This is a genomic window from Brevibacillus ginsengisoli, from assembly GCF_050113715.1.
Classification (GTDB): domain Bacteria; phylum Bacillota; class Bacilli; order Brevibacillales; family Brevibacillaceae; genus Brevibacillus_H; species Brevibacillus_H ginsengisoli.
In genome coordinates, this window is sequence record NZ_JBNJQR010000009.1 from 161,731 (window position 1) to 181,252 (window position 19,522).

Annotated in this window: 24 protein-coding genes; 15 read left to right on the forward strand and 9 right to left on the reverse strand. The window is 45.1% G+C overall.

The features are described from left to right. Positions 1-9: 9 nt before the first annotated feature. Positions 10-1,281: an efflux RND transporter periplasmic adaptor subunit gene (locus ACQCN2_RS18385; RefSeq protein WP_426930397.1), complete on the reverse strand. Its 1,272-nt coding sequence runs from the start codon at positions 1,279-1,281 to the stop codon at positions 10-12. 214 nt (positions 1,282-1,495) lie between these two features. Here ACQCN2_RS18385 and ACQCN2_RS18390 point away from each other — a divergent pair, with 214 nt between their 5' ends. The 3 genes from ACQCN2_RS18390 to ACQCN2_RS18400 are packed head-to-tail and all read left to right on the forward strand — an operon-like array spanning position 1,496 to position 3,559. Further along, entirely contained in the window at positions 1,496-2,845 is a 1,350-nt protein-coding gene (locus tag ACQCN2_RS18390) for a glucose-6-phosphate isomerase (RefSeq protein WP_426930398.1), read from the forward strand. A 10-nt stretch (positions 2,846-2,855) separates the two neighbouring features. Beyond that, the gene (locus tag ACQCN2_RS18395) at positions 2,856-3,086 is read left to right on the forward strand and encodes an excisionase family DNA-binding protein (RefSeq protein WP_426930399.1); all 231 of its coding nucleotides are present in this window, start codon (positions 2,856-2,858) and stop codon (positions 3,084-3,086) included. Between the two features lie 59 nt (positions 3,087-3,145). Then, complete coding sequence (locus tag ACQCN2_RS18400) at positions 3,146-3,559, forward strand: YugN family protein (protein ID WP_426930400.1); 414 nt, start codon at positions 3,146-3,148, stop codon at positions 3,557-3,559. A 94-nt stretch (positions 3,560-3,653) separates the two neighbouring features. Here the strand turns inward: ACQCN2_RS18400 and ACQCN2_RS18405 are convergent, their stop codons facing one another. After that, positions 3,654-4,013, reverse strand: coding sequence for a L,D-transpeptidase (locus tag ACQCN2_RS18405; RefSeq protein WP_426930492.1), 360 nt, complete (start codon positions 4,011-4,013; stop codon positions 3,654-3,656). 135 nt (positions 4,014-4,148) lie between these two features. Between ACQCN2_RS18405 and ACQCN2_RS18410 the strand changes: the two genes are divergently transcribed. Further along, positions 4,149-4,955: an NAD kinase gene (locus ACQCN2_RS18410; protein ID WP_426930401.1), complete on the forward strand. Its 807-nt coding sequence runs from the start codon at positions 4,149-4,151 to the stop codon at positions 4,953-4,955. 154 nt (positions 4,956-5,109) lie between these two features. Beyond that, positions 5,110-5,664 (forward strand): TetR/AcrR family transcriptional regulator, encoded by a 555-nt coding sequence (locus tag ACQCN2_RS18415; protein ID WP_426930493.1) that lies wholly within the window; start codon positions 5,110-5,112, stop codon positions 5,662-5,664. On the opposite strand, the gene ACQCN2_RS18420 is transcribed toward ACQCN2_RS18415, so the two are convergent. The 4 genes from ACQCN2_RS18420 to ACQCN2_RS18435 form a co-directional block, all read right to left on the reverse strand. Next, entirely contained in the window at positions 5,650-7,542 is a 1,893-nt protein-coding gene (locus ACQCN2_RS18420; RefSeq protein ID WP_426930402.1) for a sensor domain-containing diguanylate cyclase, read from the reverse strand. The genes ACQCN2_RS18415 and ACQCN2_RS18420 overlap by 15 nt on opposite strands. Before the next feature lie 92 nt (positions 7,543-7,634). Continuing rightward, positions 7,635-7,778, reverse strand: coding sequence for a hypothetical protein (locus ACQCN2_RS18425; RefSeq protein ID WP_426930403.1), 144 nt, complete (start codon positions 7,776-7,778; stop codon positions 7,635-7,637). Then, positions 7,778-9,235 carry an ammonium transporter gene (locus tag ACQCN2_RS18430; RefSeq protein ID WP_426930404.1) on the reverse strand — a complete coding sequence of 486 codons (1,458 nt, stop codon included), beginning with the start codon at positions 9,233-9,235 and terminating at the stop codon, positions 7,778-7,780. The genes ACQCN2_RS18425 and ACQCN2_RS18430 overlap by 1 nt, the downstream gene beginning before the upstream one ends. Positions 9,236-9,434: 199 nt before the next feature. After that, entirely contained in the window at positions 9,435-10,691 is a 1,257-nt protein-coding gene (locus ACQCN2_RS18435; RefSeq protein ID WP_426930405.1) for an MFS transporter, read from the reverse strand. Positions 10,692-10,851: 160 nt separating this feature from the next. On the opposite strand from ACQCN2_RS18435, the gene ACQCN2_RS18440 reads away from it, so the two are divergent. From ACQCN2_RS18440 to spoVAE, 5 genes are all read left to right on the forward strand, one after another. Continuing rightward, positions 10,852-11,058 (forward strand): DUF1657 domain-containing protein, encoded by a 207-nt coding sequence (locus tag ACQCN2_RS18440; RefSeq protein WP_426930406.1) that lies wholly within the window; start codon positions 10,852-10,854, stop codon positions 11,056-11,058. Between the two features lie 80 nt (positions 11,059-11,138). After that, complete coding sequence (locus ACQCN2_RS18445; protein ID WP_426930407.1) at positions 11,139-11,999, forward strand: DUF421 domain-containing protein; 861 nt, start codon at positions 11,139-11,141, stop codon at positions 11,997-11,999. 40 nt (positions 12,000-12,039) lie between these two features. Next, positions 12,040-12,513 carry a stage V sporulation protein AC gene (gene spoVAC, locus ACQCN2_RS18450; protein WP_426930408.1) on the forward strand — a complete coding sequence of 158 codons (474 nt, stop codon included), beginning with the start codon at positions 12,040-12,042 and terminating at the stop codon, positions 12,511-12,513. A 2-nt stretch (positions 12,514-12,515) separates the two neighbouring features. Beyond that, complete coding sequence (gene spoVAD / locus ACQCN2_RS18455; RefSeq protein ID WP_426930409.1) at positions 12,516-13,535, forward strand: stage V sporulation protein AD; 1,020 nt, start codon at positions 12,516-12,518, stop codon at positions 13,533-13,535. 3 nt (positions 13,536-13,538) lie between these two features. Beyond that, the gene (gene spoVAE, locus ACQCN2_RS18460; protein WP_426930410.1) at positions 13,539-13,889 is read left to right on the forward strand and encodes a stage V sporulation protein AE; all 351 of its coding nucleotides are present in this window, start codon (positions 13,539-13,541) and stop codon (positions 13,887-13,889) included. 23 nt (positions 13,890-13,912) lie between these two features. Here the strand turns inward: spoVAE and ACQCN2_RS18465 are convergent, their stop codons facing one another. After that, a complete protein-coding gene (locus ACQCN2_RS18465; protein WP_426930411.1) occupies positions 13,913-14,065 on the reverse strand; it encodes a hypothetical protein in 153 nt (50 codons plus the stop codon). Between the two features lie 160 nt (positions 14,066-14,225). Between ACQCN2_RS18465 and ACQCN2_RS18470 the strand changes: the two genes are divergently transcribed. After that, positions 14,226-14,567 carry a toprim domain-containing protein gene (locus tag ACQCN2_RS18470; protein ID WP_426930412.1) on the forward strand — a complete coding sequence of 114 codons (342 nt, stop codon included), beginning with the start codon at positions 14,226-14,228 and terminating at the stop codon, positions 14,565-14,567. 61 nt (positions 14,568-14,628) lie between these two features. Next, a complete protein-coding gene (locus tag ACQCN2_RS18475; RefSeq protein ID WP_426930413.1) occupies positions 14,629-14,841 on the forward strand; it encodes a hypothetical protein in 213 nt (70 codons plus the stop codon). 58 nt (positions 14,842-14,899) lie between these two features. Here ACQCN2_RS18475 and ACQCN2_RS18480 read toward each other — a convergent pair whose 3' ends face one another. After that, complete coding sequence (locus ACQCN2_RS18480) at positions 14,900-15,373, reverse strand: MarR family winged helix-turn-helix transcriptional regulator (RefSeq protein ID WP_426930414.1); 474 nt, start codon at positions 15,371-15,373, stop codon at positions 14,900-14,902. A gap of 159 nt (positions 15,374-15,532) precedes the next feature. Between ACQCN2_RS18480 and ACQCN2_RS18485 the strand changes: the two genes are divergently transcribed. Both ACQCN2_RS18485 and ACQCN2_RS18490 read left to right on the forward strand, forming a co-directional pair. Beyond that, the gene (locus tag ACQCN2_RS18485) at positions 15,533-16,159 is read left to right on the forward strand and encodes an FMN-dependent NADH-azoreductase (RefSeq protein WP_426930415.1); all 627 of its coding nucleotides are present in this window, start codon (positions 15,533-15,535) and stop codon (positions 16,157-16,159) included. Positions 16,160-16,323: 164 nt separating this feature from the next. Beyond that, the gene (locus ACQCN2_RS18490) at positions 16,324-17,454 is read left to right on the forward strand and encodes an MFS transporter (protein ID WP_426930494.1); all 1,131 of its coding nucleotides are present in this window, start codon (positions 16,324-16,326) and stop codon (positions 17,452-17,454) included. Between the two features lie 126 nt (positions 17,455-17,580). Here ACQCN2_RS18490 and ACQCN2_RS18495 read toward each other — a convergent pair whose 3' ends face one another. Beyond that, positions 17,581-18,363 carry an undecaprenyl-diphosphate phosphatase gene (locus ACQCN2_RS18495; protein ID WP_426930416.1) on the reverse strand — a complete coding sequence of 261 codons (783 nt, stop codon included), beginning with the start codon at positions 18,361-18,363 and terminating at the stop codon, positions 17,581-17,583. Positions 18,364-18,537: 174 nt separating this feature from the next. Between ACQCN2_RS18495 and ACQCN2_RS18500 the strand changes: the two genes are divergently transcribed. After that, positions 18,538-19,413, forward strand: a complete 876-nt coding sequence (locus tag ACQCN2_RS18500) for a CvfB family protein (protein ID WP_426930417.1) — start codon at positions 18,538-18,540, stop codon at positions 19,411-19,413. The last annotated feature ends 109 nt before the right edge of the window (positions 19,414-19,522 follow it).

A 19,522-nucleotide genomic window follows, 5' to 3' on the forward strand; every position in this document is an offset into this window, starting at 1 on the left:
TCCCTCCTCCTATTTCGCTTCCGAAGGCATCGAAGGAAGGTTAGATTCATAGACAGGATCGTTTGCTTTTAGATGCTCCGGCGGATTTAGAATCACTTTATCGGCAAGGTTAACGCCACTTTTGATTTGCATAAACAACTCATTCTCAATTCCGGGTTCAATTTTTTGCTTGGTAGCCGTTCCGTTTTTCGTTACCCAGACATAGGAGGAACCGTCATCCGCCTGTTGTACCGCTTCAATCGGAACCTGAAGGGTATTCGCTGCTTTTTCAACCTCGATATTGACGTCTACATGGAACCCAGGTTTGAGCACGCTGGATTTTTCAATAAGCTCAAGGGTAACAACTACACGATTTTTATCGGTTTGACTATCTTTTTTCGTTGTCGAAGTAGGGGCAATCCGTGTCACTTTGGCCTTCACGACCTCTTTTCCCAGCGAGCTTCCTTGGATTGTCGCAACTTGACCCAGCTTGATTTTATGTACATCTGATTCATCTACATCTGCCTCGACAACCAGATTGCTTACATCGCCGATCAGAATGACTTCGTTTCCTTTAGACAACGATTGTCCGTTTTTTACATAGGTTGATAAAACCGATCCTTCGGCTGGAGCGATCAGGTTTCGATGTACGCGGTCTTTTTCCAGTTCGCCTTTTTCCACTTGAAGCTTGTGGATCGTCGCTAGGTAGGTTTGAACTTCTTCTTTCGCGACACCCTTCTTCTTAAGAGCCAGATTTTGTTTGGAGATTTCCAGATCCGACTCGGCTTTTAAAAGAGAGTCATGACCCTTATCCAATTCTTGCTTTGTAATTGCGGAAGACTGATACAATTGCTCCGTGCGCTTGAATTCATTCAAGGCTGTTTGATAATCCCGTTCGGATTGATTCACCCTTTCTTGAAACTGGGACAACTCTTCGGGCTCAATCCCTTTTTGAGCTTTGGACAGGTTGGCTTCTTGCAATTGGATTTGAGCTTCCAAGTCTAGGATTTTACTGTCCATATCCGACATATCAATGATTCCGACGACTTGACCCGCTCTCACTTGATCGCCTTCTTGCAGCTGAAAATTCCGTAGTGTACCGTTGCTTTGCGCGTACAACGTCGTATCCTTCTGTACTTTTATTTGTCCCGAAGTTAAGACAAGATTTTTTAGTTCCCCTTTGGTTACAGCCGCAACCTGAACCGGTACACCTTTTGAAGACGAGGAGGTCAAAAATAAAAAGCCGCCAATTCCTACGGCAGCTACTCCAGCTGTCAACACTACCCACCATCGTTTACGCATATCAAAACTCCTTTCTATATATCTAAAAAGTAATACGATTCAGATCGCGTTAGGTTACATTTGGAAAAATAGGAGGCTGGCGGTATGATTTCTCATGGAATGGGGGATGGTTATAGGGGGAAATACTCGTTGGACTCGAATTGTCCCATGCAGACAAATTATGTCCATGGTAAAATAAAGAATAGAACTGAAGGATAAAATGGAGGCGTTAAGAATGATTCGCTTAGATACCAGCAACGTACTTTCGTTTGTGAAACCGCACGAGTGGGAAAATTTAAGTCCGTATGTGAAAGTGGCGCATGAAATGCTTCACGAGAAGACCGGACCAGGCAATGACTTTTTGGGCTGGGTGGATTTGCCGGTTGCGTACGATCAAGAGGAATTTGCGCGGATTAAAAAAGCGGCAGCGAAGATTCAATCTGATTCGGATGTATTGCTGGTCATCGGGATTGGTGGATCCTATTTGGGGGCCAAGGCTGTTCTTGACATGCTGGGACATACCTTTTATAACGGCTTGTCCAAAGACAAACGCAAAACTCCGGAGATTTACTTCGTGGGGAATACCATAAGCCCGACTTATATTTCTCACTTGCTTGACGTGATCGAAGGCAAGGAGATTTCCGTGAACGTTATATCCAAATCGGGAACGACTACAGAACCAGCAGTCGCATTCCGTATTTTCCGTGAATACTTAGAGAAGAAGTATGGTAAGGAAGAAGCGAAAGGTCGGATTTACGCAACTACAGACAAAGCGCGCGGTGCTCTGCACAAGCTTTCAATGGAGGAAGGCTACGAGAGCTTCGTCATTCCGGATGACGTGGGAGGCCGCTATTCAGTACTAACAGCGGTGGGTCTTCTTCCGATCGCGGTGAGTGGGGCCAACATCGATGACCTGATGAAAGGCGCAGCTGACGCGCGTGAACAGTTCGCTACCCCAGAACTTGAGAATAACGCGTGCTATCAATACGCGGCGATCCGCAACGCGCTTTATCGCAAAGGTAAAACGACGGAGCTTTTAGTTAGCTATGAACCGCAGTTCCGCTATTTCTCCGAGTGGTGGAAACAACTGTACGGAGAATCGGAAGGGAAGGATGGTAAAGGAATTTTCCCTGCCTCTGTCGAATTCTCTGCAGACCTGCATTCTATGGGACAATACATTCAAGATGGGATGCGCAACATCTTCGAAACGGTGTTGTTCGTCGACCAATCACAAAAAGATATCATCATTAGCGAAGACCCTGCAAACATTGACGGGCTCAATTTTCTTGCTGGCAAGGGAATGGATTTCGTGAATAAGAAGGCGTTCGAAGGAACATTACTTGCGCACGTAGACGGAGGCGTACCGAATCTGGTGATTAGCATTCCGGAAATGTCCGCTTATTATCTTGGCGCATTGATTTATTTCTTTGAAAAAGCATGTGGTCTTAGCGGTTATTTGCTCGGTGTCAATCCGTTTGACCAACCGGGTGTAGAAGCTTACAAAGCCAATATGTTCGCGTTGTTGGGCAAACCGGGCTACGAAGAACAACGTAAGGTTTTGGAAGCGCGACTAAATACAAAGTAAGGGATGACGTATGTACTTAACTGTGAAAGAAACAGCCGAATATCTTCAGCTTCCTGAAGCGTTTATATTGGAAAAAATCAAGGAAGGACGAATTCGCGCTATCCACAACGGTGAAGAGTACATGATCAATCGGCAACAATTTGATCACCATATGGAACAAGTGAGGAAGCTGCGGGAGTTTGAAGAGTTGGATAAATTTGAGCCGATTCCCGAAAGCTACGATTATAAAGACGAAGATTAAAGCCTGAGTACATTCCTGTCTTTTGAAGCAAAATATGGACGAGATGGGGAAAGGCAGGGATGCGCATGCAGGCTGTTGCAAGCAGTTTGGAAGGCAAGCAAGGGACGTACGGCGATCTTATGGATCAACTGGAATCCGAGGGGTTTGTGCTGGCCAACTGGGAATACGATGGCGGGTATTTTGATCGGAAGCTGGATGACGCAGGACAGGTATTCTTGCGGCTCCCTATTGCCGTACGTGAGGGTGAGCTAGACAATCGCGAGGCTAGAGTCGAATTCGGTCGCCCGTTCGTCCTCAAACATGTGTATCGGACAGGCAATGATCCGGATATTGGTTATATGGGCAGCCAAGTGATTGCGCCACTAATGAATCAATTTCAGGAACCTGTTGATAACGACGCGAGCATTGAACCACAATGGATTGCCCAAGCGGAAGAGGTTCTTCGTTTAATCGAGCTGGAGGTCATCTTCTGAAGTGCGGAAGGGTGAGAGCGGTTAATCCCGCTGTCACCCTTCTTTTTCATTAATGGATATACGGCTGTCCTGCCAAATCGATCCGACCGTCCCCTTACGTCGGCCGAATTTGCACTGGAGTCCCAATCGGAACAAGTCGAGCCAATTCATTGACGTCCTGATTATACAGGCGGATACATCCGTGGGAGACGAAATGGCCAATGGAAGCGGGATTGTTGGTGCCGTGAATGCCGTAATGCGGTTTGCTCAATCCCATCCACATGGTTCCGAACGCACTGAGCTTTCCTCCGGGATAACTGAACGGATAGGGGACTTTGCTTATGATGTGGAAATCGCCTGACGGGGTTTGAGTAGCGATCTTCCCGACACCCACCGGATAGTTCCTAATTAGATTCCCGTTCTGGTATAGAGACAACCGTCTAGAAGAGAGCGAAATTCGGATGAGATAAGGAATAAACACACCTCCTTTCCTTTTTCCATTTACATATGTCAGAAACAAGGGGGAAGTGCAGACGGGTAACCCTGACAAACCAATTATGGTATACTGATGAGATCGGAGTATTACCACAGGATGGAGAGGTTTACCGCGATGAAGATTGCGACCGTATTGCGCAATGATGATTATTCGAGACAAGTAGAACAACAATTAAAAGAGAAATTAATGAACAGCAGTCGACAAAGCTATTATTTTGTTCAAAATGAAGCGGAAACTCCTGACCTGGTTTTATCCATTGGAGGAGATGGAACGCTGCTGGAAGCCGTCCATCAATACGGTCTCGATCCCAAATATGTGGGAATTCATACAGGACACCTGGGTTTCTACGCCGATTGGCGACCAGAGGAATTGGATGATTTCGTCTATGCCTTGGAAACTGTTCAACCGTTTATTGCCGAATATCCAACGGTGCAATGTCGAATCCATTTGACGGACGGGCAGTATTCTACCTATTGGGCTCTAAACGAGGTCGTTATTCGGAATGCGACTCTCTCCACGTTGGTCGTGAGTGTGTTTATCAACGGAGAGGAATTCGAGACATTTCGCGGGGACGGTTTAATCGTTTGCTCGCCTTCCGGTAGTACGGCATACAATAAAGCGGTGGATGGTGCGATCATTCATCCATCCATTGAAGCGATTCAGCTCTCTGAAATTGCCTCAATCAATAATCGGATGTATCGTACGATCAACAGCTCCCTTGTTCTTCCGAAACACCATGAACTGGAGTTTATCGTCATGAATCCCGAGATCATGATTGGATTGGATCGTAATCATGCCATTTGGCAGCAAGTCCAAACGATTATCTGTCGTGTGGGAATGGAGAAAGTGAAGTTTGCGCGCTATAAAAAGCATCCGTTCTGGGGCAGGGTTCGCAGTTCATTTATTGCGTCAAATGAATAAAAATAAGCCCCTCAGATGCGTGCGCGCGTCTGAGGGGCTTATTTTATTCAGGATGATTGAGCCGATTCGCTAATGAAAAGGGTTTTATGGCATAATGACCTTATTAGTTAGATGACAGGGGGACGGGCTTATTCGTATCTCTAAGAAGGATCACATCGCCAAACACGCGCTTCGGGCATTCGCTCAGTACGGTTATAGTGAAACGACTATGGATTCTATCGCCGAAATGGCAAATGTGGCCAAAGGTACGCTTTACTATCACTTTAAGACGAAGGAAGAGTTATTCTACTATGTGAATAAAAAAGGCGTGGGTATGTTGATCGAGCGGATCACAAAAGTGATGCAGGATCACTCTCATACAATAAGAGAACGCTTACTCGCTGTTCTGGATGAGCATATTCGTTTTTTCTACGAAGAGGAAGATCTGTGTCTATTGCTGCTCAACATGACGACTGGCAATCAACAGCGAGATGAGATTATCCGCACCCTGTTAAGTGAGTATTTTGCTAACAATGAAAAATATCTCAAAACATTACAAGAAGAAGGACATATCTCATCTGAAGTCGATATTCACACGCTAGCGTCGTCGATGTTTGGCATGGTCGGCTTTACGGTTATTCGCAATCGGTACCGATGTGAGCAACAATCCTTGGCCGAAATACGCGAGTCGCTGGTACTCCTGTGCAAAGGAATGTTACATCTTCATTAGGGTGACTCGGTTCCCGCCCTCTCGTTTCGCTCGATAGAGTGCCTGATCGGCCATTCGAATCAGCTCTTCTGGATGGGATGAGAGAGCCGGGTGGGTACAGGCAACGCCCAAACTGATACTGACATATTGACTGCTCTTCGAGTACATGTGAGTAATTCGCAAGGCTTGAATTTGTTCGCGCAGCTTTCGGGCGACAGTTGCAGCACCCTCCAGGTCTGTCTGCGGCAAGATAATCACGAATTCTTCGCCACCGTAACGAGCGACCAGGTCATTGGAGCGTTTGATGGTAGCCGCCAAGGTTTGCGCAACAAGCTTGAGGCATTCATCACCTTCCTGATGCCCGTAAGTATCATTAAACGCTTTAAAATAATCAATATCGATCATAATCAGTGACAGCGGCAAAGAATTTCGCATTGCGCGAGTCCACTCCCGCTGGTACAACTCATCAAAAAAACGGCGATTGGCGATTTCCGTAAGACCATCGACGGAAGAGAGGAGTCTCAGCTTCTCGTTCGCTTCACGAAGCTCTTGCTCGAATCGTTTTCGTTCTGTTATATCCGAAAAAACAGCAACGTAGTTTGTGACTTCTCCTTCCTCGCCTTGAATTCGCGTAATATTCAACCACTCCGCATACGCTTCGCCGTTTTTTCGTCGATTCCAGATTTCTCCCTGCCATTGCCCTGTCTGTTGAATCGTTTGCCACATGGTTTTATAAAAAGATCCATGGTGCAGCCCGGACTGAAAGATTCGCGGATTTCTGCCCATTACTTCTTCAAGCGTATAGCCTGTCGTCAAGGAGAAAGCTTCATTGCCCCAAATAATTTTGGCCAGCTTGTCCGTAATGATTACTCCTTGTTGCGTATTCTCCACAACTTTGGCATATAAATTCAGTTGTTCAATTTTTTGGCGCCGCTCTGTAATGTCGGACAACAGACCAACGTAGTAAAGTGCTTCTCCCTGTTCATTCAAGATCGGGCTTATATCGATCTCGTTCCAGAATAGAGTGCCATTCTTGGTATAATTACAGAGTTCTGTTTTAATAGATTTTCGCTCGGTGATTGCTTCACGAATTTGGCGAAGCGTGTCAGGATCCGTTCGCTTGCCGTTCAAGAAGCGGGGATTGCGATACTTAACTTCATCTTCTGTATATCCTGTAAGCTTTGTAAATGCTTGGTTGACGAATATGATTGGGTTATCCGGCAGACGTGGGTTCGTGATCACCACGCCTGTAGAAATAAAGGTAAGAGCTGTTGTAAGTGTACGGCATTCTTCGGAAGATTGTTGCAATTGACTCTCTTCCCTCATTCGATGGAATGCTCCGCCAATCGCTGTGGCTACGGTCTTCAAGGCGTTTAGTTCCATTGGCGACCATTGCCGGTTCAACTTGCAATCAAAAAACCCGATAAATCCTCTCCACTTCCCTTGAACGGCAAAGGGGGCGATAAGTATCGAGACAATTCCTTGTGAATGTAGAAAGGCTTGCTCGCAATTAGGGAGATCCTCAACCAAGCTATGGATAACCGTATGATTGGAGAGAGTTTCAAACCAGCGCATCAATCCTGCGTCATTATAATTGAAATGAGAGAGAGGCGGGCTGCTTAAGTGCTTTTGCCAAGTGTAGCGAAGATTGGCTAGAATCTGCACGGGATCCGGGTGATTGTCATTTTCAAAAATACATATGGAATCCACTCTCATCGTGGTTCCCAGAATATCTAACGCTTTCGAAACAGCCTCATGAACATCCGAATGAATGACGAGTTTGCTTGTCGCCTCGAGCGTACCTTGCATGAATTCTTCTATCGATGGTAAGTTGCAAGGAATATCTCTTCTCTCTACTTTACTCGCCTCTGCTGCTGCCCTTTGATTTAGATTTATCAATACCTTCCCACCCCCTAAAATGATTAGCATGGAAAAAGTAATAATCCGGACAAAACGCAGTCCGGAGGTTTAAATGTTAAATTATGGTCATTTTACACGTCGGTGTGACAAATATCAATGAGGGTAGGCGTTATAATCATGGAATTTTTATGACAAAATGAATTTTTATTCAATCGAATAGAGAATTCGGAATTTTTGGTAGATCTCGTTTTGCGCCAGCGTAGGTTTAATGCCATCACGTTACCTTCACACGGCGGATAGCCCGCTTCAATAAGGCCTTGCGTCCAGATACCTCGGCACCTTCCTCGGCACCTTCCTCGCAATAAGCTGAATGGTTAGTTGTATAAAGCAGCTCGGGATATCCGTAGCTACCGTGCTCAGACAAATCAAGGCCGACAACCTCTTCTTCTTCTGTGACACGAAGACCCATTGTTGCCTTCATGAAACCAAGAATAATCATAGAAACGAAGAAGACGTAAATAAACGCTCCGAAAACACCTAACGTTTGAATGCCCAACTGATGAAATCCGCCGCCGTAGAAGAGTCCCGGCGAGCCTACCCCGACTTTGGCCACTAATTCTGGTGTAGCAAACAGTCCTGACGAAAGAGTTCCCCAGATCCCCGCAATACCGTGTACGGAGAAGGCGAATACAGGATCGTCAATACCTTTGCGATCAAAGTAAATGGCGGTGAAGAAGGTAATAATTCCAGCAAGCGCGCCAATGACGACAGCCGCCCAAGGGGCTACGAAAGCGCAAGAAGCGGTGATGGCGACGAGCGCAGCCAAAACGCCGTTAAGCATCGATGAGATATCGGCTTTTCCCATCACGACCCAAGAGATGACAAGTGCGGAAACCGCACCGGCTGCGGCGGCGAGATTCGTGGTTAGAGCCACATATCCAAAAAAACCGGAGAGAGAACCGAGGGTCGAACCGGCGTTAAAGCCGAACCAGCCAACCCATAAAATAATGACACCCAATACGGAGTAAACCTGATTATGTCCAGGAATCAGGTTGGAGCTGCCATCTTTATTGTATTTACCAATGCGAGGTTTCAACAGAATCGTTGCAGCCAAGGCGGCTACTGCTCCTTGCAGGTGAACGACCGTAGATCCGGCGAAATCCTGCATGCCTAGACTGGCTAACCAGCCGCCACCCCAAACCCAGTGACCAACGACTGGATAGATCAGAATAGTGAACAACACACCGAAGACAAAATATACTGTCAATTTGGCCCGTTCCGCGAAGCCTCCCCATGCAATCGCTAGGGATACACCCACAAACCCTAACTGAAACAAGAATTTAATGCCGATTGGAATGGAGCTGAACGAGAGAGAGCTGAATGCTTCCGCGGCTTGTTTGTCTGTTCCGTCAAAGAAAAAGCCTTTCAACCCGATGAGCGACGTTCCATCACCAAAGGTTAGGCCAAAGCCGAGTGCCCAAAAGGCCAGTGAACAAATACCAAATGTTAAAATCGTCTTGCCCGCAACGTGACCGGCGTTCTTCATTCTCGTAGAGCCCGTCTCCAGTAGAGCAAAGCCCGCTTGCATGAATATGACAAGCACGGCCGCTATCATCACCCATGTGGCATCTACCGCTGTCGTAATCTCTGTGAGCGTTGGTTCTGCCGCGAATGAAGCTGAAGGGCATGCCAGGCATAAAAGGACGGCAAAAGAAAGAATACGATACAGCATAGCTTCCACACTCCTAATTGTGTAAGGTAATCTTACACTTGTATTTTTATGTGTTAGATTATATGACATTAAAAATGGTTTGTGAACTGTTTTTGGGTGTTCTGTGTAAAATAATCTAACATCAATTTTTGGCAGCATAAATAAAAAGCTTCGATCACCCGCTTTCAGAAGAGAAACTGAAAACGGATAATCGAAGCCTTTATATACCGCTGCTGAAATAGGACTGGGCTTGCTTCTTCCTCCAAACTTGTCTGCCCAAAAAATAGCTGACCACAATGGAAAGCAGAAGATAAAGTCCGCTCACACCAAACATGAGTTCAACGGGCCATTTACCTAACCAAAGAGCACCCATACTGCTAGAGAGTACGCCAAACAAGGTGAACACCAACATGTTAAGGGCAAATACTTTGCCAATGTTTTGATTGCTGACATACGACTGGATTGCGGTCACGGAAGGAATTCCAATTAGCGGGCCACCCAATCCGGCAACACTTGCCCCGAGATAAACCATATAGAGATGGTTGCTAAAGAAAGAGATGCTCATGAAACCAACGGCTTGAAACAACCATCCAACCAACATCACCAAGAGATGATTCTGATAGCGAAATCTGGTCATGAACAAGCTCCCCAGCAGGTTCCCTACACCATAGAAGCCGATCAGGATCCCGAGAAAGCCAGCGTCGCCATGCCCCAGTTGATTCGCCAGGACAGGAAAACCTACACTCCAGCAGACCTGCCATACAAGAAAGCCCATATTGCTAAAAATCAAGACATACAACAAATAACGATTCGTAAGGACTTCGGTAGCAGCTGAACGGATATCGTTCATATATTGCCCGGGTGAAAAACCTTTAACAGAAGATAGCGCTTGATCTCGCTCATGGGTCAACTTCATATAGTAGATGCATAAAGCGGAGAGTATGTAGGTAATCGCGTTGAAGTAGAACAGCAAGTACAACGGCAAAAAAGCTGCAAGCACACCAATCGTCATTGGAGCGGCAATTCGCACGGTGCGAAAGGTGGTATCCAGTATAGCGTTCGCTTGTTGCAAGTGCTCGGGCGCAATAAGCGATTTCAAAGCGACGGTTTTGGATGGATGAAACAGGGTGGAGAAAATCCCAACCAAAAATTGAATCGCCAAAAAGAACAACAAAGAATTGAATTGGAGAAGAACCAGGCTTCCAACAAGAGCAACCAACACGAGGCGAGCCAAATCGGCACCCATCATTAACATGCGGGGGCTATACCGATCGGCGAGAACCCCGCCAACAAGATAGAATAAAAATCCCGCCACCATATCCGGAATAGCGATTAGACTTAGCAGTGATGCGGAGTGAGTTTGTTGGAGCAAATACCAGAGCAGGGCAATGCTGTAGAACTGGTCGCCTATATTGGATGCGACTTGGGCCAGCCACAGTGCGACAAACGAACGGTTTTTCCATAAAGAAGGTACCATGGCATGCTCCTTTTTCTGAATCGATAAAATTTTCTTTAAAGAATAACAAAAGACAAGCACCTATGTAAATAGCGAGAAAGGCGATGTCGCTTCTATTTATTCCCAAGGCATAAAATAGCTGGTTTGGTTGAACATAATTATCGTTGAGGAGGTGAAGGACATGACTGTATCTGCACAAGTAAAGCAAACATTAGCAAGCTTAAAAAGTGCGCAAGCCAACCTGGAGTCGTTTGCCTTGAATACGCAAAACAAACAGGCGAAGGATTTGTACTCCGGCGCAGCGATGAGTACACAAAGCATTTGTAATACCCTGCAACAGCGTGTAACTGAACTAGAGCAGGAAGAACCACAATACAAAGGGTTCTAATCGTGTGATAGAGAGGGGGAGACCTCTCTCTTTTCATACATGATTATTGAATGGCGTCAGATGTAAGAGGAGGAACTGCTGTGTCTGATTGGATCAACATTCTCATCCGTTCTGTTTTGGCTTTTGTCACGCTATTTGTGCTGGCTAAATTGATTGGGAAACGACAAATCAGTCAGCTTACGTATATTGAATACATTGTGGGAATCTCCATTGGCGATATTGCCGCGTTCATGGCAACCGATATGGATGGCCCGCTCTATCATAGCTTTATATCGATGGGGATATTTGCTGCGATTCCGATTCTATTGGAGTTCCTTTCGCTCAAGAGTAAAAAGGTTCGCGAGGCGGTGCAAGGAAGGCCAACCATTCTGGTGAAGGATGGGAAAATCTTGGAGGACAATCTCAAGAAGGAACGGATTACTGTCGAGGACTTCATGGAACAGTTAAGGATGAAAGACGTGTTTCGGGTAGCGGATGTGGAATTTGCCTTAATGGAAACGAGCGGAGATGTTTCAATTCTCTTGAAAGCCGAAAACCAGCCGGTTACTCCCAAACATTTGAACCTTCGTGTTTCACCGGCGGAAGAACCCCAAGCCGTTATTATCGATGGTGTCATGATGGACGAATCCTTGTCTAATCTCGGGTTGAATCGGAATTGGTTGGATGCTGAGCTCAAGAAGGCTGGGGTTGCCCTGGAAAATGTCTTTCTGGGTCAGGTGGATAACGCTGGCAGTGTTTACTTTGACTTATATGATGACAAGCTGCAAGTGCCGCAATCCATGGAGATGCCTTTGACCTATGTGACACTGAAAAAATGCCAAGCCGATCTGGAGCTGTACGCGCTAGCCACCAAAAGCCAATCCATGAAGAGTATCTATTCAGTTCAAGCAAGGCAGCTGCAACAGGTAATCGACAATGTAATGCCATTGTTAAATCGATAGATGGTGGATTCACGACATGAAGCATGCAGGTGATTGAAGGATGGCTAATCAAAAAAAGAAGAAACTGACTCCAACTCAGCAACAATACCAGCAGCTGGCCAAGCGCCACGAACCGCCAAGACCCATTGCCAAGAATTTCGTGAGAGCGTTTGTAGTTGGAGGGCTGGTCTGTGTACTGGGACAAGCCGTTCAAGAAATGTTTGTTCATTACTTTCACTTTACAGAAAAAACCGCTTCTAACCCGACTGTGGCCGTCATGATATTCCTGTCCGTGGTTTTAACCTGTTTGGGTGTATACGATCGCTTTGGCCAATGGGCCGGAGCTGGGTCATCTGTTCCGGTTACCGGGTTTGCCAACTCATTAACTTCGGCGGCGTTGGAGCATAAAAGTGAAGGTTTTGTATTAGGTGTAGGCGGCAACATGTTCAAGATAGCGGGACCTGTCATTGTGTTTGGGGTTCTTGCCGCATTTGTTATTGGATTGATTAAAGCAATGATCAAAATGGGGGGATAAAGATGAGACAAGGGCACCAGACTTGGGTGTTTCCCAGTAAACCAGTGATCGTCTCGTCTGCAGCCATTGGAGGGCCGTTCGAAGCCGAAGGTCCATTGGCGAATGATTTTGATATCTGTCATGGTGATTTAACCATTGGGGAAGACAGCTGGGAGAAGGCGGAGAAGGTCCTGCTGGAAGAAGCCTGTGACAAAGCGATTGCCAAAGCCAATTTGCAGCGGGACAAGATCGATTACTTAATTGCGGGAGACCTGATGAATCAAATCATCTCCTCAAGCTTTGCCGCACGTACCCTAAGCATTCCGTACATCGGTATCTTTGGAGCCTGTTCTACCTCGATGGAGGGTTTGGCGCTTGCTTCTGTTTTGGTCGACAGTCAAAATGCCAACTATGTTGTAGCCGCTACCAGCAGTCACAATAGTTCAGCGGAGAAGCAGTATCGTTATCCGACTGAATACGGTTCGCAAAAGCCGCCGACAGCTCAGTGGACAGTCACAGGAGGTGGGGCTGCGGTTGTCGCCAAAGAAGGTCTGGGACAAGGTCAGGATGTAATCGTCAACGCTGCTACCATGGGCAAGATTGTCGATATGGGTCTTACCGATCCGTTTAATATGGGTGCGGCTATGGCTCCCGCAGCTTTTCAGACCATCGAAGCGCATTTTAAGGATTTACAGCTTCCCCCCAATCATTACGATATGATCTTCACCGGAGATTTAGGGAAAACAGGTCACGCTATTTTGCTTTCTCTTTTCAAGGAGCATCAAGTAGCGATTCCTGGTGAACGCTACGAGGATTGCGGGATGTTGATATACGGAGATAATCCGAGCGTCTGGTCAGGAGGGAGCGGCTGTGGTTGTTGCGCGACCGTTACATATGGACACCTGCTGCGTCGTTTGCGGCAAGGGGAGTGGAAGAGAATTCTGGTCGTAGCTACTGGTGCGTTATTGTCGCCGCTTACCTTTCAACAAGGTGAAAGCATTCCGTGTATTGCTCATGCGGTAGCCATCGAGAGGGGAGATTGAAGCATGATCTATTTGTGGGCATTCCTCGTCGGGGGAACCATTTGTTTGATCGGGCAGTTTTTGTTGGACGTCGTAAAATTAACACCAGCACACACGATGACGGCGCTCGTGGTGTCTGGTGCTATTTTGGGTGGGTTCGAGTTATATGATCCGCTGGTTAAATTTGCTGGAGCCGGTGCTTCAGTACCGATTACCAGTTTCGGAAACGCTTTAACGCATGGTGCTTTGTCTGAGCTGGAGCAGCATGGAATGATCGGCATTGTCACCGGAATGTTCGAAGTAACCAGTGCCGGGATTTCGGCAGCTCTCGTCTTTGCCTTTTTAGCGGCGCTGCTGGTTAGAGCCAAAGGATAAGCGGTTGATCAAGGAGCTTAAGCTTACTTGGTTTTAGCTTTGGAGGAAGCTTGATATTGTTTGCTCGACCCTTGGTTTTCTTCCGTATGCGTATCATCGGCAACCGTACTGCTGGTCAATCCAGCAACAGCTAACCCTTTGGAATTCGGTCTATCGGCGTGTTTCCATTTACTCATTGTGTACATAACCCCTTTCCGAGAAGATACAAATAGTGTGTGCCTCTGCGTCTTGCTTACTCTCCCCACATCCTAACGAAAAAGGAAAAAGATCATAAGGGAACCGATCTTTAAACTTCTGGTATACTAAAGCTAAAGGGATGATGAAGGGGAGGATCGTATGAGTGAACGTACCATCATTGTCGAAGGAAAAACAGACAAGGAACGCCTGCGTTTGGTACTCGCGGAGCCAGTCCTGATTATTTGCACGAACGGCTCTTATAGTGCCAACAAGTCTGAAGAACTCCTGACCCGAATACCTGAGTCATCAGAGATTTACATTTTTACCGACGAAGACGAGAGTGGCCTCAAGCTTCGCGGACAACTGCAAGAGGATTTCCCCCATGCGACACACTTGCGGACCAAAAAATCTTTTGCACAAGTTGCCCACACTCCGCTGCCAGAGCTGGCTGAAATCCTGCTCAAGGCAGGCTTCCTTATCCAACAATCGCAATCGGCCTAAATGCTGGAAGTATAGGACCTCCTTTTTTTGGTTAACACTAAGATGAAGGAGGGTGACTCGGATGGGTGCTTTTTGGAACTATATGAGCAGAATTAATTTATTTTTGTGGATTGCTGTTGTATTTGTCGCCCATGGGATCTTGTATTATTCACTTGGTACGCCGACATGGTTGTCCACAACATTTTTGGCCTCAGCCTTCTGGGCAGTCGTCTTGTTTGTTCTCAAATCCGTAGGAAAAAAAGTTCAAGATAGTAGCAAAAACCCAGTAGCCTGATGGTTACTGGGTTTTTCATTGTACCATCGGAACGTGGAATTGAACGTTCTTTCGGCTTTTACCAGACAGGTCTTACCTTTAATGATAATTTTCCTTCATTTGCTTCATAAACAAATTTTGTTAAATCTTCTTTGAGCATTTCCATTCGTTCAGCGCCTATGTATTCAATCCAACGTTGCTGGATCTCAGTTAGTATCTCATCTTTTGCTTTCACTAATGACCAGCCTCGTTCGGTCAAAACAATAATTTTCCCTCTCTTATCAGTAGGATGAGTTTGGGACTTTACATAACCACTTTTCTCAAGAAAATCCACCATTTTACTCACAGCTTGCTTTGTAATTCCTAAGTGTTCAGCTATTTCTATACCGGTTGCTCCATTAGGAATGATAAGTTTAAACATAAAACCATGTGCAGGTCTAATATCTCCAAATCCCATTTCATTTAATCGGTCATGTAGTTCATAAATCAATGTACTATAAGATAATGACAAAAGAGATGTAAGATCTAATTCACTAAATACTTGATGGTTCATACATAAAACCCCCTCAAATAAAGTCAATTAGGTTGACTTTATTTGAATTTCATTGTACTATAAGCAATGTGGTCAATCAAGTTGACTATATTGCTTTATTTATGGAAAGAAAATGCATTTGCTTAAATGGATATAAGTGAGTAATAGGAGGAAAAGATAATGACAACAGTTTTATTTGTAAAAGCAAACAATCGTCCAGCAGATCAGGCGGTTAGTGTGAGATTATATGAGGCATTTTTAGCGAGTTATAAAGAATCACATCCAAATGATACAGTGATAGAGCTTGATTTATTCAATGAAGAATTGCCCTATGTAGGAGTAGATATGATTAACGGTACATTTAAGGCTAGTAGAGGACTTGATTTAACGGCAGAAGAAGCAAAGGCTGTAGCTGTTTCTGATAAATACTTAGATCAATTCCTTGCGGCTGATAAAGTAGTATTTGGTTTCCCACTATGGAATCTAACAATCCCAGCTGTACTTCACACCTACATTGATTACTTAAACCGTGCGGGCAAAACATTTAAATATACGCCAGAAGGTCCAGTAGGTCTTGCTGGAGATAAGAAAATTGCATTATTAAACGCAAGTGGCGGTGTATATTCTGAAGGACCAAAAGCCGAAGTGGAAATGGCTGTTAAATATGTTGCAAGTATGATGAGCTTCTTCGGTGTAAAAGACATAGAGAAAGTAGTGATTGAAGGTCACAGCCAATTCCCAGATAAAGCAAAAGAAATTATTGCTGATGGGCTTGAAAAAGCCGTTAAAGTAGCAAGTACGTTCTAATTAACAAAACGCTTGTCACTCGATATGGCAGTACCAACACTTTTATAGCGGTGGTACTGCTTTTTTATTCTCTTTTCTCACTACTTTTGGGCAATTAGCCCCCAATTGATGCGAACTTTCCACTCTCAACTAGATTAAACTATAGAAAGAAGGGTTACATGACAATGGATCGTTTATGGACCAAAAACTTTATAATGCTGACCATTACAGCATTATTACTATTTAGTGGTTTTTATTTACTGATGCCTACACTACCTATGTTTATTAAACAATTAGGCGGAAGTGAATCTCAAGTTGGCCTTATTATTGGAGTGTTTACCATATCGGCGGTAATTTTTCGTCCTATTGTTGGAGGATTAATGGATCGATATGGTCGACGAGTATTTATAATCAGCGGACTACTATTTTTTGTAATTACGATGTATTTTTATGATTGGGTAACAGGCGTTATTTTTTTGGTGGTGTTACGTATCCTCCATGGAATCAGCTGGGCAATTGCTACAACTTCAATAGGAACGGCTGTGACTGATGTGATTCCACCATCTCGACGTGGAGTAGGAATGGGATGGTATGGACTTGCAATGACCCTGGGCATGGCTTTAGGACCAATAATAGGGCTCTGGGTAGCCAAATCATTTTCGTTTCACTATCTATTTCTTCTATGCACAGCATTAGCGATTATGGCATTGATCCTAGCATTTAGCACAAAAATACCTGTGGTTAAACATACAGCAAAAACCCCAATATCATTTTTTGAGAAAACAGTTTTACCAATCGGTATTGTTACATTTTTCCTATCCCTTACTTTTGGTGGCATCACAACCTTCTTACCGCTTTTTGCGGCAAACATTCAAGTGAATGCCGGTACTTTTTTCTTGGTTTATGCTGTCACACTTATCGTAATTAGACCACTTGCAGGGAAAATATCTGATAAACATGGAGAAGGGATCATTATTGTTCCAGCGCTTTTTACACTGATCGTCGCACTATTCGTCCTGTCAATGACAAATGGAGTTGTTGGACTAGTACTTACAGCAATTTTGTACGGAATTGGATTCGGATCAGCACAACCTGCTCTTCAAGTAGCAACTTTACGAATAGCTCCACCAGAGAAAAGAGGAGTAGCAAACGCTACATTTTTTACTGCTTTTGATTTAGGGATTGGTTTAGGAGCTATTCTTCTAGGATTTGTTTCACAGCTTATGGGATATCAAATGCTATTTATTGTTTGTGCTGGATCTGGGTTTATTAGTCTGTTAATTTTTATTTTGTTTGTAAAAAAGACATTAAAATAACTTTCATTTATGAAAAAGCGCCATTCTTTTTGTAGAAATGTACAAATAAGAAGGCGTTTTTTATTAACCTTTCGATTAAAGCTGCAAGGGAGCTTTAACAAAGTATCATGGGAGAGTCTTTTCTTCCTACCAAAGACCGAACAATTGAAAGCAAATAATAATGAAACCAAGACCCCACACATAAACAGCAAAGCCCTTCATCGATCCTGCGCTAATCATCCGAATCATCCAACGAATTGCGATGTATCCGAATATAGCCGCAAATACAGTGCCGACCAACATCGGCATGAGATGGGTAGACCCCAGCGGATTGTCCAACAGGTCCTTGGCTTGAAGTGCGGTTGCGCCGAGAATCGCAGGGAGCGACAGCAAGAAGGAGAAGCGGGCCGCTTCCGCGCGATCGATCTTGCGCATCAAGGCCCCGGCAATCGTTAACCCGGATCGTGAAATCGCCGGAAGGATGGCAGCGCCTTGTAAAGTCCCGATAATCAGTGCATCCAAATAGTTGATCTGTTCGAAACCGCGTTTTCCCCGACGCATGGTTTCAACCGCATAAATAATAACCCCCGTTGCCATAAATTCAAAGCCAATTGTCTGTCCTGTACGTGAAATATCTTCAAAGAAATCCTTAAAGGCAAGTCCAATAATACCGGTTGGAATCGTTCCGACGACTAACAATTTCGTAAGTCTGCTGAACGGATGGGTGACGATGTACTTTACTTCCGACCAATATACGATGACCACGGCGACAAGCGTCCCGAGATGAAGTAAGGTATCGAACAACAAGCCTGCTTCGCGAAGTCCGAATAATTTGCCGAACAACACGAGGTGACCGGTGCTTGAAATCGGCAAAAATTCGGTTAATCCCTGCACAATCCCCAGAATGATTGATTCAAGATATTCTACCATCTGTTTCGCTCCTTTTGGCGTCTTCCTTCTCTCCATATGTATGAGACAAGTTCATAGACTTGCGCATTTACCATTGATTTTTTTCAAAAGGTTTCGGACACCACTCATCTTCTGTATAATTGTGTACAAACTATCTACTAATACATAGCATGATCTATAAGGAAGTGATTTTTGTTGATTCGCAAACAGAATGAACCTCAGGCAGGAGACGTTGTGACACTGCCTGTATCGCATGAAAAACCGTTTGGGTACTTCTTGAAGCTAGGAAACAACGAAATTCTTTTACACCATAATGAAGCGACTGAGACATTGCGGGTTGGCGATGAGGTTGAAGTCTTCTTGTACCATGACCATGAGAATCGGCTGGCCGCAACGATGAAAATGCCAAGCGTCCGTAAAGGGGAATATGGCTGGCTAGAGGTTGTGGATATGAATGCCCGATTAGGTGTTTTTTTGCATAATGAGATTGGCAAGGATCTCTTGCTATTTCTCGATGATCTGCCTAAGCTGCGCCAAGAATGGCCAAGACCAGGAGATAGTCTATTGGTCACACTGACGAAGGACAAACAAGGGCGGATGCTGGCTAAACTGGCGGATGAAGAGATCATCTTCCGCATTTCCCAGCCAGCTTCCTCGAGTATGTTGAATAAAAAAGTATCGGGAACAGTCTATAAACTGATCGGAGCAGGGGCGTTCTTGCTGACGGAGGAAGAACACATTTTGTTTATTCACCGTGACGAAATGCTTTCACCGCTTCGTCTGGGGCAAACGGTGGAATGTCGCGTAAGTTACGTTCGAGAAGATGGCCGACTGAATGGCTCCATGAAGGCGCGCAAAGAAGTATCATACGAAGAAGACGCGAATCGGATTTTGCAAATTCTAAAAGACCGTGGCGGCTCCATGCCGTATACGGACAGTACCGATCCGGAAGTGTTGAAGGAAAAGTTCGGAGTCAGCAAATCAGCGTTCAAGCGAGCGATGGGGAGACTGTTGAAGCTTGGGCTTGTGGAGCAAGAAGAAGGCTGGACGCACTTGAAAAGCAGGGAATAATCATTGAGACAAGGGGGTTACCCCTGTCTTTATCATGTTTCCGGAATATTGCAAACATTGTTTGTTGAAAATTCATAAACTGGTCGGAGTTTCCTTGGATGAAATAGGG

Excerpts from the sequence above, each read along its gene's own strand:
- ACQCN2_RS18385 (WP_426930397.1), bottom strand. The coding sequence starts at position 1,281 with ATGCGTAAACGATGGTGGGTAGTGTTGACAGCTGGAGTAGCTGCCGTA.
- ACQCN2_RS18390 (WP_426930398.1), top strand. The coding sequence starts at position 1,496 with ATGATTCGCTTAGATACCAGCAACGTACTTTCGTTTGTGAAACCGCAC.
- ACQCN2_RS18395 (WP_426930399.1), top strand. The coding sequence starts at position 2,856 with ATGTACTTAACTGTGAAAGAAACAGCCGAATATCTTCAGCTTCCTGAA.
- ACQCN2_RS18400 (WP_426930400.1), top strand. The coding sequence starts at position 3,146 with ATGCGCATGCAGGCTGTTGCAAGCAGTTTGGAAGGCAAGCAAGGGACG.
- ACQCN2_RS18410 (WP_426930401.1), top strand. The coding sequence starts at position 4,149 with ATGAAGATTGCGACCGTATTGCGCAATGATGATTATTCGAGACAAGTA.
- ACQCN2_RS18425 (WP_426930403.1), bottom strand. The coding sequence starts at position 7,778 with ATGGCATTAAACCTACGCTGGCGCAAAACGAGATCTACCAAAAATTCC.
- ACQCN2_RS18430 (WP_426930404.1), bottom strand. The coding sequence starts at position 9,235 with ATGCTGTATCGTATTCTTTCTTTTGCCGTCCTTTTATGCCTGGCATGC.
- ACQCN2_RS18435 (WP_426930405.1), bottom strand. The coding sequence starts at position 10,691 with ATGGTACCTTCTTTATGGAAAAACCGTTCGTTTGTCGCACTGTGGCTG.
- ACQCN2_RS18440 (WP_426930406.1), top strand. The coding sequence starts at position 10,852 with ATGACTGTATCTGCACAAGTAAAGCAAACATTAGCAAGCTTAAAAAGT.
- spoVAC (WP_426930408.1), top strand. The coding sequence starts at position 12,040 with ATGGCTAATCAAAAAAAGAAGAAACTGACTCCAACTCAGCAACAATAC.
- spoVAD (WP_426930409.1), top strand. The coding sequence starts at position 12,516 with ATGAGACAAGGGCACCAGACTTGGGTGTTTCCCAGTAAACCAGTGATC.
- spoVAE (WP_426930410.1), top strand. The coding sequence starts at position 13,539 with ATGATCTATTTGTGGGCATTCCTCGTCGGGGGAACCATTTGTTTGATC.
- ACQCN2_RS18465 (WP_426930411.1), bottom strand. The coding sequence starts at position 14,065 with ATGAGTAAATGGAAACACGCCGATAGACCGAATTCCAAAGGGTTAGCT.
- ACQCN2_RS18470 (WP_426930412.1), top strand. The coding sequence starts at position 14,226 with ATGAGTGAACGTACCATCATTGTCGAAGGAAAAACAGACAAGGAACGC.
- ACQCN2_RS18475 (WP_426930413.1), top strand. The coding sequence starts at position 14,629 with ATGGGTGCTTTTTGGAACTATATGAGCAGAATTAATTTATTTTTGTGG.
- ACQCN2_RS18480 (WP_426930414.1), bottom strand. The coding sequence starts at position 15,373 with ATGAACCATCAAGTATTTAGTGAATTAGATCTTACATCTCTTTTGTCA.
- ACQCN2_RS18485 (WP_426930415.1), top strand. The coding sequence starts at position 15,533 with ATGACAACAGTTTTATTTGTAAAAGCAAACAATCGTCCAGCAGATCAG.
- ACQCN2_RS18490 (WP_426930494.1), top strand. The coding sequence starts at position 16,324 with ATGGATCGTTTATGGACCAAAAACTTTATAATGCTGACCATTACAGCA.
- ACQCN2_RS18495 (WP_426930416.1), bottom strand. The coding sequence starts at position 18,363 with ATGGTAGAATATCTTGAATCAATCATTCTGGGGATTGTGCAGGGATTA.